Below are 14,988 nucleotides of genomic sequence, written 5' to 3' on the forward strand. Positions count from 1 at the left end.
TTCAAGGAAACAGACAGAATGACAAGACGTTACCTAAGATCCCTGTTGCTGGGAAGCGTTTTCGCCCTTAGCGCCTGTGCACAGCAAAGCGAGGTCCGCCAATTGCATCAGGATGTCAGCACCCTGAACAATGAAATGGCCAAACTGAACAAAGAGACGGTGAAAATCACTCAGCAAAATGCGCTGAATGCAAAATCCAGCAACGGCGTCTACCTGCTGCCTGGCTCCAACACCCCCGCCCGGCTGAACAGCCAGATCGGTATGTTGCGTATGACGTTGAAAGACATCACGCCAAATGCGAACGGCACGCGGGCCACGTTGCGAATTCAGGGGGAGTCTAACGATCCACTCCCGGCGTTCAGCGGCACCGTAGAGTGGGGACAAATTCAGGGCACCACGCAGAACTTTCAGGAAGTTAACGTGCAAAACCAACTGATTAGCGCGCCGGCCAGCACGCTTGCGCCAAGTGATGTTGATGTGGCGCTACAACTCAATGGGATTACGCCAGATCAGTTAGGTTTCGTCCGCATCCACGACATTCAGCCCGCCAGTCCGCAGTAATTTTCCCGCCGACACTGTCGCGCTTATTCACATTTTGTTACGCCTGAACACTCACCGGATGAAAATCTGGTGGGTGCCATTTATTGGCAACATTGATGATCATCAGTACAATCCCTGCTGCTGAATGCGCGTAAACGTGAACGCAATCGATTACGTGTGTTTCAGTAATGTGAAACAACACGTATTTTTGTGAGCAAGGATACTTATAATAAGCCCGCAGAAACATGAAATATTTAGAAACGCAATGCGTGCATTCTTTCATTCCCGTAAGGGATCTCTTATCAGTGGCATAATTATGAAGAAAACATTACTCGCAGCCGGCGCTGCACTGGCTTTTTCGACCTCTTTCTCCGTGAATGCAGCGGATAACAGCAAACCGGAATACGTGTCTGACTGGTGGCACCAGAGCGTTAACGTGGTAGGCAGCTATCACACCCGCTTCGGACCACAGATTCGTAACGATACTTACCTGGAATATGAAGCATTTGCCAAAAAAGACTGGTTTGATTTTTATGGTTATGCCGATGCTCCGGTCTTCTTTGGCGGTAACACTGAGGCCAAAGGTATCTGGAACCACGGTTCTCCGCTGTTTATGGAAATCGAACCGCGCTTCTCCATTGATAAACTGACCGGTACCGATCTGAGCTTTGGTCCGTTCAAAGAGTGGTATTTCGCGAACAACTATATCTACGATATGGGTCGCAACGCATCCGGTCGCCAGAGCACCTGGTACATGGGTCTGGGTACCGATATTGATACCGGTCTGCCGATGAGCCTGTCTCTGAACGTGTATGCCAAATACCAGTGGCAGAACTACGGTGCAGAAAACCAGAACGACTGGGACGGCTACCGTTTCAAAGTGAAATACTTTGTGCCAATCACCTCTCTGTGGGGCGGCAACCTGAGCTATATCGGTTTCACCAACTTTGACTGGGGCTCTGATCTGGGCGATAAGAGCGCCTATGCTGAGAACGGCATTAAGCAGCGCACCAACAACTCCATCGCGTCCAGCCACATTCTGTCTCTGAGCTACGATCACTGGCACTACTCCGCTGTTGCGCGTTACTGGCACAATGGTGGTCAGTGGAATAACGATGCCGACCTGGTCTGGATGAAAGAGAACGTACGCTCTACCGGCTGGGGTGGATACCTGGTGGTGGGTTATAACTTCTAAGTGAAGTTATCCCTCATCCTGCAAGGATGACCTGAACAGAAAAGCACCGAACGAGACGCTCATCGGTGCTTTTTTTATTCAGATCCGTTTGAGAATTTTTACTTTTTCTTGTTCAACATCGCTTTCAGATCAGCAAAGGGGTTATACGTCGCCTCGCCAACATCCTTCTGCGCATCTTCCCCCGCAACAACCGTAGAACCGTACTGATCCGCTTCGGTGTATTTCGAATGCTCATGATCGTGACAGAACAGGCAAAGCAGTTCCCAGTTGCTGCCGTCTTCGGGATTATTGGTATGATCGTGATCGATATGGTGAACGGTGAGTTCACGCAGGTTCGAATAAACAAACTCCCGCGAACAGCGCCCGCATACCCATGGAAACAGTTTTAATGCTTTTTCACGGTAGCCGCTTTCCAGCCGCGTATAGTTTTTAGGGATAATCGCCATATGTATGTCAATGCCTGATAAATGTCGGATAGATACCAGTTTCGCGCGAGGCAGCTTTTTTATCAATGTCCCCGATTAAAGGAGGAGAAAGTCCTTCCTGAAATCATGCGGCCATAGAAGTCATAAAAAAACCGCAGCTTGCGGCTGCGGTTTTTTTTAAGCGGAGAACCGGATTACGGCAGAATTGACGGCTGATCCGCCCCTTCTTTTTCCACTTTCTGCTGAATCAGATGCTCACGTTTCATGCCCAGTTTCAGTGCCAGCGCAGAGGCCACATAAATCGAGGACGCCGTACCGATGGTGACACCAATAAGCATGGTCAGTGAGAAGCCCGCCAGAATCGGACCACCAAACAGATACAGCATCAGGATCACAACTAAGGTCGTCCCGGATGTGATCAACGTACGATGCAACGTCTGGGTCAGTGACACGTTAAAGATTTCGTAAGAGGTTCCGCGGCGGATCTTGCGGAAGTTTTCACGAATACGGTCAGACACCACGATACTGTCGTTAAGTGAGTAACCGATAACGGACATCAGCGATGCTACAATAGTCAGGTCAATCTCGATATGGAACAGCGACAGCACGCCCATGGTAATAATAACGTCGTGCGCCAGTGCGATAACCACCCCTGCCGCCAGACGCCACTCGAAGCGGAAGCCAACGTAAACAAGGATAGAGATCAGCGCCACGAGCAGCGCCATTGCACCGGTTTGCGCAAGGTCAGCCCCCACGCTCGGGCCAACAAACTCAATACGTTTAACCGTCGCATTCTGGCTGCTGGTTTCGTTAATAACCTTAACGACTTTGCTGCCCAGCTCCTGCCCCCCGGTTTCCCCGTGTACAGGCGGCATACGTACCATGATGTCGCGACTGCTACCGAAATTTTGCAGTAACGGCTCTTCAAAGCCTGACTTCTGCAGCGCGTCGCGCATCTGGTCCATATCCACTGGTTTTTCCAGCGTGATCTCAATGACCGTACCGCCGGTAAAATCCAGACCCCAGTTAAACCCACGTACGCCAATAATGGCGATAGAGACGATTAACAGCAGACCTGAGATGCCGAACGCCCAGTAATCCCAGCGCATAAAGTCCCAGACTTTACGGCCGTAGTTCAATTGTTCAACAGTGTATTCCTGTGCCACAACGCACTCCTCAGATAGACAGCTTTTTAACGCGCTTGCCGCCGTACAGCAGGTTCACGATGGCACGGGTGCCGACAATTGCAGTAAACATCGACGTTGCCACACCGATACCGGTTGTAATGGCAAAGCCTTTGATGGCGCCCGTACCAACTGCATACAGGATCAGGACTTTAATCAGCGTGGTGACGTTCGCATCAAAGATAGAACTGAACGCGCCTTTATAACCTTCATCAATGGCTTGCTGCACCGAACGACCGTTGCTCAACTCTTCTTTGATACGTTCGTTTATCAGTACGTTAGCATCGACCGCAACCGCAAGGGTTAACACGATACCCGCAATACCCGGCATGGTGAGCGTCGCCCCTGGCAGCAGGGACATAATGCCGACAATCAGAACCAGGTTGGCAATCAGCGCGCTCGTCGCAATCAGACCAAACTTCTTATAGAAGAAGATCATGAAGATGATGGAGACAACCAGACCTGCCAGACAGGCTTCCAGTCCCTGAGTGATGTTCTGCATCCCCAGTGTTGGACCAATGGTACGTTCTTCAACAATCTGAATCGGCGCAATCAGCGCACCGGCACGCAGCAGCAGAGAAAGCTGACGCGCTTCGTTCGGGTTGTTGATACCGGTGATACGGAAGCTGTTACCCAGACGAGACTGGATATTGGCGATGTTAATCACCTCTTCCTCTTTCACCAGAATAGCGCGGCCATTCGCGTCTTTCTTGCCGCTGTCTTTGTACTCCACGAACAGGGTCGCCATCGGTTTGCCGATGTTGTCCTTGGTGAAGTTAGACATGATGTTACCGCCAGCGCTATCCAGTGAAATATTCACCTGAGGCTGGTTATACTCATCCTGGCTGGACGTGGAGTCCGTGATATGGTCACCGGTCAGAATCACACGTTTGTACAGTACAACCGGCTGCCCTTCACGGGTCTGTTTCACCTCAGAATCGCCCGGCACACGGCCCGCAGCGGCAGCGGCCTGATCAACATTGCTGTTTACCAGACGGAATTCCAGAGTCGCAGTCGCCCCCAGAATCTCTTTCGCACGCGCCGTATCCTGAATCCCCGGCAGTTCAACCACGATACGGTCTGAGCCCTGACGCTGAACCAGCGGCTCAGCTACGCCGAGTTGGTTAACACGGTTACGCAGGATATTGATGTTTTGCTGTACCGCGTATTCGCGAGCTTCGCTCAACCGCGCATCGGACATCACCGCACGCAGTGCATTGTCGCCCTGGCTGGTGATAACGAGATCACGGTGACGTTGGGTCAGATAATTGACCGCCTGGTCACGTGCGCTGGCATCGCGAAAGAGAATGCTCAGGCCATAGTTATCTTCCTTACGCACGGTGGTGTAAGGAATGCCCTTATCGCGCAGATCGCTACGCAGGCTATCGATATTCTGTTCCTGGAGTTTGCCAAGCGCGGTGTCCATGTCTACTTCCATCAGGAAGTGCACACCGCCACGCAGGTCGAGACCCAGTTTCATGGGTTCGGCATTGACTGCGCTCAGCCAGCGCGGTGTGGCCGGAGCAAGGTTAAGCGCCACGACAAACTGGTCACCCAGCTCAGCCACCAGCGCTTCACGCGCGCGTAACTGAACGTCAGTGCTGTCAAAGCGAGCGAGAATAGCGCCGTTTTCCAGTGCCACAGACTTCGCGTCGATTTTTTCTTCTTGTAGAGTTTTCTGGACCTGGATCAGCGTTTGCTCACTGGCGGCGACACCGCGCGCACCAGTGATCTGAACAGCCGGATCCTCACCATACAGGTTGGGAAGTGCGTAGAGCAGGCCGACGGCAATGACGACGACCAGCATAATGTACTTCCACAAAGGATAACGGTTTAACACGGCAGTTCCCTTTGGGAAAACAAGAAATTACAGCGCCTTCATGGTGCCTTTCGGCAGAACGGCAGCTACGAAGTCACGTTTGATAACCACTTCAGTGGTGTCATTCAGCGCGATAGCAATGTAGCCAGTTTCCGCTACTTTGGTTACGCGACCAACCAGACCACCGTTGGTCAGCACTTCATCACCTTTCGCGATGGAGTTCATCAGATTTTTATGTTCTTTAGTGCGTTTCTGCTGTGGGCGAAGGATCATGAAGTAAAAAATCAGACCAAACACCGCCAACATCAGGATCAGAGACATCGGGCTCTGGCTGCCACCTGCCGCGCCGCCTGTTGCTGCTACCGCATCAGAAATAAAAAAGCTCATTCAAATTCCCTCATTATTAAAATTAAGCAACATTCAAAGGCGGAACATCTCGCCCCTGACGTTGGTAAAAATCGGTCACGAAGCTCTCTAATTTACCCTCTTCAATAGCCTTACGTAAACCCGCCATCAAGCGCTGGTAGTAACGCAGGTTATGAATGGTATTGAGTCGCGCGCCCAATATTTCGTTGCAACGATCAAGATGATGCAAGTAAGCGAGCGAATAATTGCGACAGGTGTAGCAATCACACTCAGGGTCGAGTGAACCCGTATCGCTCTTATATTTCGCGTTACGGATTTTCACCACGCCGTTGGTCACAAACAGATGACCATTGCGGGCATTACGTGTTGGCATAACACAGTCAAACATATCGATGCCACGACGAACGCCTTCCACCAAATCTTCTGGTTTACCCACGCCCATCAGGTATCGTGGTTTATCCGCCGGAATTTGCGGGCAAACATGTTCCAGAATACGGTGCATATCCTCTTTGGGCTCGCCCACAGCGAGACCGCCGACAGCGTAGCCATCAAAGCCGATCTCTACCAGACCTTTCACAGAGATATCGCGTAAATCTTCGTAAACACTCCCCTGAATGATGCCAAACAGCGCATTCGGGTTTTCCAGCGAGTCGAAACGGTCGCGGCTGCGTTTTGCCCAACGCAGCGACATTTCCATGGAGCGTTTGGCATAGTCCCAGTCTGCCGGATACGGCGTACATTCATCGAAAATCATGACGATATCGGAGCCGAGATCGTACTGAATTTCCATGGATTTTTCAGGATCGAGGAAGATCGGATCGCCGTTAATCGGGTTACGAAAATGCACGCCTTTCTCGGTGATCTTGCGAATATCACCCAGGCTAAAGACCTGGAAGCCACCGGAGTCGGTCAGGATCGGTCCTTTCCACTGCATAAAATCATGCAGGTCGCCGTGCAATTTCATGATTTCCTGACCTGGACGCAGCCAGAGGTGAAAGGTATTGCCAAGAATAATCTGGGCACCAGTGGCTTCCACTTCTTCCGGCGTCATCCCCTTAACGGTGCCGTAGGTGCCGACAGGCATAAATGCTGGCGTTTCCACTACGCCACGATCAAACACCAGACGGCCGCGGCGTGCGCGACCATCGGTGGTATCCAGTTCAAATTTCACTTTATTTCTCCTGCATCAGAGAGACAGTCTGATGGTTAACGATTCGCTACAGAATGGTTCCATAGCGAAAAAATTTCTGATGGCGTCATCGCGCAGCCAGCCTGACGCCGGCCAGCGCACAACCACCGGAGCGTACATGTAGTACGTGAGGATGGCGAGCTCTGCCCGACGGCAAAATAGCAAGTAAGATACCCTTCTTACGGACGCTCATTAATTGCCTGCGGATTGTACGTGATAAACATCGCATCACCGTAACTAAAAAAGCGATATTTGTGCGCAACCGCCTCCTGGTAGGCATGCATGGTGTGCCTGTAACCGGCAAAAGCGGAGACAAGCATGATCAGCGTGGATTCCGGCAGGTGAAAATTGGTCACCAGCGCATCGATAACCTGATACTGGTAGCCCGGGAAAATAAAGATTTGCGTATCGCCAAAGAACGGTGCGATCAACGCATCTTTCGCCGCTTGCGCCGCGCTCTCCAGGGAACGCACGGAGGTGGTTCCCACGGCGATAACACGGTTACCGCGCGCTTTGGCTGCCAGCACCGCATCGACAACGTCCTGCGGCACTTCGGCGTACTCAGAGTGCATGATATGATCTTCAATACTGTCCACGCGTACCGGCTGGAAGGTTCCCGCCCCGACGTGCAGCGTTACGAATGCCATCTCAACACCCTTCTCGCGCAAACGCGCCAGCAGCGGTTCATCGAAATGCAGACCAGCGGTCGGCGCCGCAACCGCCCCCGGCTTCTGACTATAGACCGTCTGGTAAAGCTCGCGGTCAGCCTCTTCGTCTGGACGGTCAATATAAGGCGGCAACGGCATATGACCAATGGCGTTAAGAATATCGAGCACCGGGCGTTCGTCATTAAATTCCACTTCAAACAGCGCATCATGACGGGCCACCATGGTGGCATGGATACTCTCGTCATCGCCCAGCAACAGCTCCGCGCCCGGTTTCGGTGCTTTTGAGGCGCGGATATGCGCCAGAATGCGCTTATCGTCGAGCATACGCTCAACCAGCACTTCAATTTTACCGCCGCTGACTTTGCGCCCAAACAGGCGCGCCGGGATTACCCGGGTATTGTTGAAGACCAACAGGTCGCCAGGATTCAGTTTGTCGAGTAAATCCGTGAACGTACCGTGCGCAAGCGCACCTGTCGGCCCGTCCAGCGACAGCAAGCGGCAACTGCTGCGCTCAGGCTGCGGATAATGGGCAATCAGGGATTCAGGTAATTCAAAGGAAAAATCGGCAACGCGCATGACACTAACTCGAGACGTAAATAAGAGGCGGGTAGTCTAGTGCCGGGGCGTTCTCCCTGCAACCTTTACCCCTCCGGAGAGTTCATATACTCTAAATAATTCGCATTACAAAAAGGCGACAGCACATGAAATTCCCCTTTCTTGCTGACGAATGACAAGCGCCACTACCCAATGCGACCTGAACAAAAACGAGTATAACGATGAATTTTCTCGCACACCTGCACCTGGCTCACCTCGCTAACAGCTCGCTTTCCGGTAATTTGCTGGCGGATTTTGTTCGTGGCAATCCGGAAGAACACTACGCGCCGGAGGTGGTTTCCGGCATCCATATGCATCGTCGTATCGATGTACTGACCGATAACCTGCCGGAAGTCAAAGAAGCACGCAGTTGGTTTCGTCCAGAAACACGCCGTGTCGCACCGATAACGCTTGATGTGATGTGGGATCATTTCGTCTCGCGCCACTGGGAGCAGATCTCCCCGTCCATGCCACTTAGCGAATTTGTCGGCTACGCCCATGCGCAAGTCAGTGTGATCCTGCCGGAAGCCCCGCCACGTTTCGTCAATTTAAATGATTATTTATGGTCTGAGCGCTGGCTGGAGCGCTACCGGGAGATGGAATTTATTCAACGCGTGCTTAACGGCATGGCCAGTCGCCGACCACGTCTCGATGCTCTGCGTGACTCATGGCAGGACCTGGATGACCATTACGAGGCGCTTGAAGAGAAGTTCTGGCAATTCTACCCGCGAATGATGGCGCAGGCAGAAGCCAGAACATTGTAATCACGCCTTCTCTTTCACTTCGCGCCATATACGTAGCGCCATCCATGCCAGCGCCAGTACGCCGAGTACCAGCGCGGCCCAGACCAGGCCGGTGAGCCACTGGCTGCGCTGCTCAATCGGTGAAGTGGCGTTCAGACGCGCTTCGCCGCCCAGTTTTACCTCTTCGCCAACCCACGCTTCCGGCAAACTTTCCGGCGCATGCTTCTGACGTAAAGCCGCAGGAATCAACGCATCAAGATCCGTTGCCGCGCTTTGCGCCGCTTTATTCCCCCACGCCAGAATGTACGGACCGCCGCCCTGAGCATTAAAAATAAGCGTCTGGCCTGGGCGTAACCCTGTCAATTGCGGTACGCTTTTCGGCAGATGAGCATTGACCGTTGTCACCTGAATCTCCTGCACATTACCCACCGCGACGGGGATCGGCTCTGATATCTGACCGTTTAAATTCCACAGTACTGTTTTAGCCAGCGGCTGCCACGCCTCGCTGGCGGCGGCGCGCCAGGCAATCTCCACCGGCAGAGTGCCCTCTTCTTCCAGACTCAGGGCGATGGAGGTAATGGGCTGCGAACTGGCCCAATGGTAAAGCGCTTTATCCTGCGAGAGCGCATGCCCGGCGGCTGGCAGAGCAACGTTCGTTATCTCCATCGACTCCGGGTTTTCTATCACCACCGCGCGGGTAAGGGTTACCGGCAACTGCGGCTTATCAAACACCAGCAGTAAATAGCGCGGGGAGTTGATAACCATCGACAGATTGATATTGATGGTATTCAGCGTCAGGCGATCGCTACCACTTGCAACGTCCATCAACGGTGCATCCGCCTGCATTAAATCCCACTCTTTCATATCACTGCTGTAGTAGAGCGACGCTTTCCCCTGCCAGTTCACTGCCGGTTTATCCCAGCCAAGCTGAAGCTGCGTTGCATTCAGCTTTTGCATGTTATCCGGCAACGCCAGCAGGTAGCTATCTCCCACTGTGTTTATGCGTTCCCCCTCAAGCTTGATTTCATAACCTTCCGGGGAGCGCAGCCAGATCCGTTCCCCGGTATCCGCCAGCTTTTCAACGGGCGAGGCAGCAAGAGGGAAAAGGCGTAAGGCCTGCTCCTTTGGTGCGGGCTGCGGCGCCTGCTGTACTTGCAGCGTAAAGGGCACACGCTCGCCCTGATGGTTAAATACCCGGACATCACGCAGATCTGGCCAGACACTTTGCTGATAAATGTCGTCGGGCAGCGAAACCCGATACCAGGGCGATGAGGCCGTTGTCGTAAGCGACCTGCCCCAGGCATAATCCTGCGGCGACTCCGGTACGCTTTCCCGGGCAAGCCCTGGTAATGCCGCGCACCATAACGCGCCGGTAAAAAGTGCTATCTTCCATTTCATGATTTTTCTTCCTCGCTGAACGCCTTCGCCTCTTTCGGCGGTAAGGGAGAGAAGTACCCCACGATCAACACCAGTACCGCCACGCCAATAAAGGCGATAGCCCGCGCCAGGCCGCCACCGCCCGCGCTGTCCACCAGCATTAACTTCACGATAACCACGCCCAGCAGTGCCGCTCCGCAGAACCAACCTTGTCGCGTTCCCCGCCGCGTCGCCAGCAACATCACTACCAGAGCGCCAAGCATCCAGAAGAGCGCAAAACTGGTCTGTATCAGACGGGAATGCCAGAGAGACTCACTATCCCAGTCCACCTGACCATAATTTGCCAGGGCGCGGAGCAGCAGGCCATTTAGCCACCAGAAACTTAACCCCGCGAGCACCAGCGGTGCCGCACGTTGTGCCGCTGGCGGGAAGCGCAGATGGCAAAAACGCCACCAGCTCCACACGGCCAACAATGCAAATGCCGCCCCTTCTTCCAGCGGGTTCACCAGCGGCAGATAGAGCATATGGATGACGCGCCCGTCCTGCACATTCGCCAAAACAAGTAACACAATTAACGGAAAGGCCACAGGCAGCAAGCCCAGTGAGCCATACCATTCTGGCCAGACGCGTAGCGGCCAGACACCGCGGTGAATTCCGGCATTTATCAGTAAAACGACAATACCGCCTGCCGCCATCATTAAGCCGCTACGCCAGGCGTCCATTCCCCAGGGGAGCGCATCAACAAACCAGAAAAGCTCGGTTCCTGCCGCGAGTAAAACCATCCACAATAGCGAAATATGAAGCCCCTGCGCCAGACGGGCCGGGACTCTGCGCTCCCGATATAACAGTAAATACGCCGAGGGGAGCGCCGCGCACCAGGCGAGGTTTTGCCAACCGGCCCCCAGCAATTGCTGCTCGATAGTCAGCTGCCAGAGTAAAACCGCCAGCATCACTGGCCAGAGCAGCCATACGGCATAGTGTAGCGCCCGCCAGTGAAGCCGCCGCGCCATATAGCGCCAGCCCCAGACAGAGAGGGCCAACAGGCCAAGTACCCCCGCCGGAATGCCTTTATTGAACATCCAGTCAGACGCCCCCCAGAGCGCCACCAGCCAGAAAGTAATACCGCCCGCCAGCAGTACCAGACTTCCCGGCGCAGGCAGGCGACGCCACAACCTGGCGGCAACCAGCCAGCTCGCGCTCAGTACCGCAAAAATCACCATCACCGAAAGCGCCGTTGTACCGTCGGTCATCGCCCAGAGCGCACTGCCGAGCGCCAGTACCAGCAAGCCAGTACCGCTATAACTCATGCGGTGCTGCCCTTGCATTACGCCAAGCCATAGCACGCCCAGCCCTTCCAGCGCCCAGGCCATCGCCGTCCAGCGGGCCGAAAGCGCCAGCGGAATAGCAAGCGTGGTGAATGCGCCGCCGAGCGCCAGCGCCGCCAGTACCAGCGGTTTCCCCGCTCCAGGGAAGCGTTTTAAAGCTCCCCAGGCCAGCAGCATATAAAACGCGCCGTAGCCCAGCGCGCTGAGTGCCGGACCATATGTCAGGTGGTATGTAATGGCATATTGCATGCCAAACCCGACCAGCGGTGGGGCAAAGAGCAGCACGCCATCAACAATGCGCTGGCCTTTCTTTTGCGCCCGCAGTGACAGCGCCACGCTCAATACGCCAAAGATAAGCAAATTAGCAATCAGGAAGAGCTGGCAGCTCAGATAGTACTGCGGCCGATAGTCGGCGATACCCCACAGGCTACCCACGCCGAAGGTGAAGAACATCCCCAGCAGGTTAAGTTCGCGCCAGTGCTGCCAGACGCTGATCGCAAGGATGCCGACAGAAAGTAATAAGTAGAAAGAGAATAAAGTGACATGGCTACCGCCACCTGAGGATAACAGCAGTGGCGCGGCGTAACCGCCAAGACTCGCCAGCATAGCCAGGCTTAACGCTCGCTGCAGCACCGCCAGCCCGACGCTGGCTGCGCAAATCAACAATAGCAGTGCAAACGAAAGCGACATGGGGAGCATCTGCCACAGTCGAAACGCGCCAAAGACTGTTAAATAGAGCGCGCCTGTCGCACCACCTTGTAAAATTAAGGCAAAGACAGGCTGCTTGTGCCGCAAACGCCAGCCGAGGAATAAGAGTGCCATCGCGCCCAGCGCGGCAACGACCAGACGCAGCTCCAGCGGGAAGAGCGAGCGTTCGACGCTATAACGAAAGAGAAAGGCCAGCCCGAGAAACAGCAGAATAATACCCAGCTTTGCCAGCGGGTTACCTTGCATAAACCAGCGTACCAGCGAAGTTACCATACCGCCAGACTGGCTGACGGGCGCGGGCCCTTCACGTTCCGGTACAGGTACGGAATCCCTGGCTGAAATGACCGCCGCAGGCGTCCCTCTCGCCCAGACATTCACCGGAATGGGTTCGGGGGTGACCGGCCTGGGCTCTGGCTCGGCCTGCGGTTCCGGGACTGACACCTCAGGCGAGATAACCTCAGGTACGATAACCTCAGGCGAATCAACAGGTGAAACGGCCTCTTGCGCGACAGGCGCCTCGCTCAAAGCTCGCCTGCTAAGCTGTTGTTCAAGCAGATCCACACGCTGGCGCAGACGCGACAGCTCATCTCTGGCCGCATTGCTACGCCGGTAAGCCAGAATCGACATTACCGGTATAACCACCAGCAATATAAACAACACAGTACAGGCTATCAGTACCAGTCCATCCATGATTTCACCTTCATTCCGGAGCGTGCATATACTTTGGCACAAAGTATCGGAATTGCGCTATTCCCGCTGCGCTTTCTGGTAGGTGTTAGTTCCCCTGCCACACAGAGGCAGAGATTGCCAGTAACGATATTATTCCATCCTGTAATGTGCCCTTACCCTCTTTAGCATGCCAGACTTTAACATCCAGCAGCGGCGATTCCGGCAGGACAACCTCACAGGGTTCGCCACGGTTAATTGCCACCAGTACCCGTTCTTGCTGATACAGACGCAAGAAGATCACCACATTCTCTTCGGCGTAGATAACGTGGCATCCACCGTAACAGAGTGCCTTGCTACGTTTGCGCAGGCGGGACATCCGCTGATAGAGCGCAAGTAGTTCCGTGTCCTGTTTCGCTTTATCCCATGGAAAAGGTTTGCGGCAGAAGGGATCGTTGGCACCGTCCAGCCCAACTTCATCGCCATAGTAAATGCAGGGCACGCCGGGCCAGGTAAACAGCCAAATCACCGCCAGCGGCAACCTGGCCACATCTTTCCCCAACACTGTTTTAAAACGCGGTGTGTCGTGGCTATCCAGTTGGTTGAACATGCGCAACTGCTGCTGATGCGAAAGCCCGGCGCGGTAATTATCCATCCACATCATGCAGGTTTGTGCATCGATCTGCTGCGGATCCATTGAAATATCGGTATTCGCCAGAAACGCCCATACCGGGAAGGTAAAGCCACGGTAATTCATGGCAGCGTCTTCTACGTCCGCCTGTAACCACTGGCGCGCATCACCGAAATGCTCACCAACGATATAGGCCTCAGGCAATGTCTCTTTGGCAGCGTTGGTAATCCCGGCAACATGTTGCAGGTTATTGCGCGCGCCGCCTCCCTCGCCCAGCATATGCACCACATCCAGCCGCCAGCCATCCATATTCCAGGGGGCTTTCAGCCAGTGGCGTACCACGCTGTCTTCACCCTCGTACATCTCTTCCACCAGCGTATGCGCCTGGTAGTCCAGCTTTGGCAGACTTGGGTAGCCCAGCCAGTCGCGAGCGCGGCCATTCTCATCAAAACTGTACCATTCACGCCATTCGGAAGCGGGGTTATGACAGGCGCCAGTGGTGCCGCGGTTATGCCGGTCAAACCAGGCGTGTGAATCGCCACTGTGATTGAACACCCCGTCCAGCACCAGGCGGATCCCAAGGCTGCGAGTATTGTGACGCAGGCGAAACAGCGCCTGATCGCCGCCAAAACGCGCGTCAACGTGACGATAATCTTCCGTATCGTATTTATGTACGCTGGGGGCGACAAAGACCGGGTTCAGGTAGAGCGCGGTCACGCCCAGTTCATGCAGATAAGGTAGCTTTTCGCTGATACCGTCCAGCGTGCCACCGTAAAAAGTTGAACCGCCGGCTTCTGCGCTCAACGGTTCATCCCAGTCGCGCAGCACGATCTCCTGGCCTGCGGCGTGGTGATAGTAAACATTGTCCTGCTGATCTTTATATTGTTCGCTACGGGCAAAACGATCGGGGAAGATCTGATAGAACACCTGTTCCGCCACCCACTGCGGTCCGTTATCGGGAAAATCGACGGCGAATTGCTCCAGCCGTGCAGGGGGAAACTGATTAAACCCCTGCGGGGTAAACCAGAGCTGGCGGTCAGCCCACAGCAGCTTAAAGCTGTAACGTCGCCGCGGTTGCCCGCTTTGCAACGAGATGGCTGCACGCCACGCCGTCACGCCAGGTTTTGGCGCCTGACGAACCCGCCGCATCGGTATTGAGGTCTCTTCATTATCTATCTCGGCCCGAAGCGTGACCCGGGATGGGGGCTTACTTCCGGTTAGCCAGAGCGTAATCACCAGTTGGTCTTTGTTCTGTTTTACAAACGGTGCGACAGGCAGATGCCAGGCTTGCAACATCGACTTTCCCCTCTGTGAAAAATGAGTTCACTCTTGCACAAATCCAGCCTTACCAGCTCATCTTTTCTGCTTTTTTAAGGGGTTGAGAGCCAGGGCGCAGAAAACTCGCTGTGCATTTTTTCATATAGCCTATGCGTGAATTGTTTAACGCCGGGCGGCGTTCGGGCGTGATTATGACGTTGGAGAATATCGTGATTTGCGCAGGGTGCGGTCTGGTGGAAAATGTTGGCGGTGGTAAGGCATTGTTTGCCCGGTAGCCAGG

General features: G+C 54.3%; 12 protein-coding genes. 3 read left to right on the forward strand and 9 right to left on the reverse strand.

Features of this window, described 5'->3' with window-relative positions:
• Positions 1–18 precede the first annotated feature (18 nt).
• Positions 19–561 carry a SadB/YajI family lipoprotein gene (locus tag AAIG39_RS02210; RefSeq protein ID WP_249569915.1) on the forward strand — a complete coding sequence of 181 codons (543 nt, stop codon included), beginning with the start codon at positions 19–21 and terminating at the stop codon, positions 559–561.
• Between the two features lie 295 nt (positions 562–856).
• The gene (locus AAIG39_RS02215) at positions 857–1,735 is read left to right on the forward strand and encodes a nucleoside-specific channel-forming protein Tsx (RefSeq protein ID WP_090082658.1); all 879 of its coding nucleotides are present in this window, start codon (positions 857–859) and stop codon (positions 1,733–1,735) included.
• A 98-nt stretch (positions 1,736–1,833) separates the two neighbouring features.
• Here AAIG39_RS02215 and yajD read toward each other — a convergent pair whose 3' ends face one another.
• The 6 genes from yajD to queA all read right to left on the reverse strand — a co-directional run bounded on the left by yajD (position 1,834) and on the right by queA (position 7,962).
• A complete protein-coding gene (yajD, locus tag AAIG39_RS02220; RefSeq protein ID WP_047371603.1) occupies positions 1,834–2,181 on the reverse strand; it encodes an HNH nuclease YajD in 348 nt (115 codons plus the stop codon).
• A gap of 173 nt (positions 2,182–2,354) precedes the next feature.
• Positions 2,355–3,326, reverse strand: a complete 972-nt coding sequence (gene secF / locus AAIG39_RS02225; RefSeq protein ID WP_090082660.1) for a protein translocase subunit SecF — start codon at positions 3,324–3,326, stop codon at positions 2,355–2,357.
• A gap of 10 nt (positions 3,327–3,336) precedes the next feature.
• The gene (gene secD / locus AAIG39_RS02230; protein ID WP_090082663.1) at positions 3,337–5,184 is read right to left on the reverse strand and encodes a protein translocase subunit SecD; all 1,848 of its coding nucleotides are present in this window, start codon (positions 5,182–5,184) and stop codon (positions 3,337–3,339) included.
• Between the two features lie 27 nt (positions 5,185–5,211).
• A complete protein-coding gene (gene yajC, locus AAIG39_RS02235; RefSeq protein WP_041852533.1) occupies positions 5,212–5,550 on the reverse strand; it encodes a preprotein translocase subunit YajC in 339 nt (112 codons plus the stop codon).
• 22 nt (positions 5,551–5,572) lie between these two features.
• Entirely contained in the window at positions 5,573–6,700 is a 1,128-nt protein-coding gene (tgt, locus tag AAIG39_RS02240) for a tRNA guanosine(34) transglycosylase Tgt (protein ID WP_047371608.1), read from the reverse strand.
• A gap of 197 nt (positions 6,701–6,897) precedes the next feature.
• Entirely contained in the window at positions 6,898–7,962 is a 1,065-nt protein-coding gene (gene queA, locus AAIG39_RS02245; protein WP_249569921.1) for a tRNA preQ1(34) S-adenosylmethionine ribosyltransferase-isomerase QueA, read from the reverse strand.
• Positions 7,963–8,162: 200 nt separating this feature from the next.
• Here queA and acpH point away from each other — a divergent pair, with 200 nt between their 5' ends.
• Positions 8,163–8,744, forward strand: coding sequence for an ACP phosphodiesterase (gene acpH / locus AAIG39_RS02250; protein ID WP_090082667.1), 582 nt, complete (start codon positions 8,163–8,165; stop codon positions 8,742–8,744).
• Here the strand turns inward: acpH and AAIG39_RS02255 are convergent, their stop codons facing one another.
• The 3 genes from AAIG39_RS02255 to malZ all read right to left on the reverse strand — a co-directional run bounded on the left by AAIG39_RS02255 (position 8,745) and on the right by malZ (position 14,726).
• Complete coding sequence (locus AAIG39_RS02255) at positions 8,745–10,121, reverse strand: DUF3999 family protein (protein WP_343193096.1); 1,377 nt, start codon at positions 10,119–10,121, stop codon at positions 8,745–8,747.
• Positions 10,118–12,823 carry a DUF2339 domain-containing protein gene (locus AAIG39_RS02260; protein WP_343193097.1) on the reverse strand — a complete coding sequence of 902 codons (2,706 nt, stop codon included), beginning with the start codon at positions 12,821–12,823 and terminating at the stop codon, positions 10,118–10,120. Before AAIG39_RS02260 ends, AAIG39_RS02255 begins: the two co-directional genes overlap by 4 nt.
• A gap of 85 nt (positions 12,824–12,908) precedes the next feature.
• Entirely contained in the window at positions 12,909–14,726 is a 1,818-nt protein-coding gene (malZ, locus tag AAIG39_RS02265; RefSeq protein ID WP_343193098.1) for a maltodextrin glucosidase, read from the reverse strand.
• Between the last annotated feature and the right edge of the window lie 262 nt (positions 14,727–14,988).

The sequence above is a fragment of the Phytobacter palmae genome (genome assembly GCF_039409775.1).
Taxonomy (GTDB): domain Bacteria; phylum Pseudomonadota; class Gammaproteobacteria; order Enterobacterales; family Enterobacteriaceae; genus Phytobacter; species Phytobacter palmae.

Excerpts from the sequence above, each read along its gene's own strand:
- queA (WP_249569921.1), bottom strand. The coding sequence starts at position 7,962 with ATGCGCGTTGCCGATTTTTCCTTTGAATTACCTGAATCCCTGATTGCC.
- AAIG39_RS02255 (WP_343193096.1), bottom strand. The coding sequence starts at position 10,121 with ATGAAATGGAAGATAGCACTTTTTACCGGCGCGTTATGGTGCGCGGCA.
- AAIG39_RS02210 (WP_249569915.1), top strand. The coding sequence starts at position 19 with ATGACAAGACGTTACCTAAGATCCCTGTTGCTGGGAAGCGTTTTCGCC.
- AAIG39_RS02215 (WP_090082658.1), top strand. The coding sequence starts at position 857 with ATGAAGAAAACATTACTCGCAGCCGGCGCTGCACTGGCTTTTTCGACC.
- AAIG39_RS02260 (WP_343193097.1), bottom strand. The coding sequence starts at position 12,823 with ATGGATGGACTGGTACTGATAGCCTGTACTGTGTTGTTTATATTGCTG.
- yajD (WP_047371603.1), bottom strand. The coding sequence starts at position 2,181 with ATGGCGATTATCCCTAAAAACTATACGCGGCTGGAAAGCGGCTACCGT.
- malZ (WP_343193098.1), bottom strand. The coding sequence starts at position 14,726 with ATGTTGCAAGCCTGGCATCTGCCTGTCGCACCGTTTGTAAAACAGAAC.
- acpH (WP_090082667.1), top strand. The coding sequence starts at position 8,163 with ATGAATTTTCTCGCACACCTGCACCTGGCTCACCTCGCTAACAGCTCG.
- yajC (WP_041852533.1), bottom strand. The coding sequence starts at position 5,550 with ATGAGCTTTTTTATTTCTGATGCGGTAGCAGCAACAGGCGGCGCGGCA.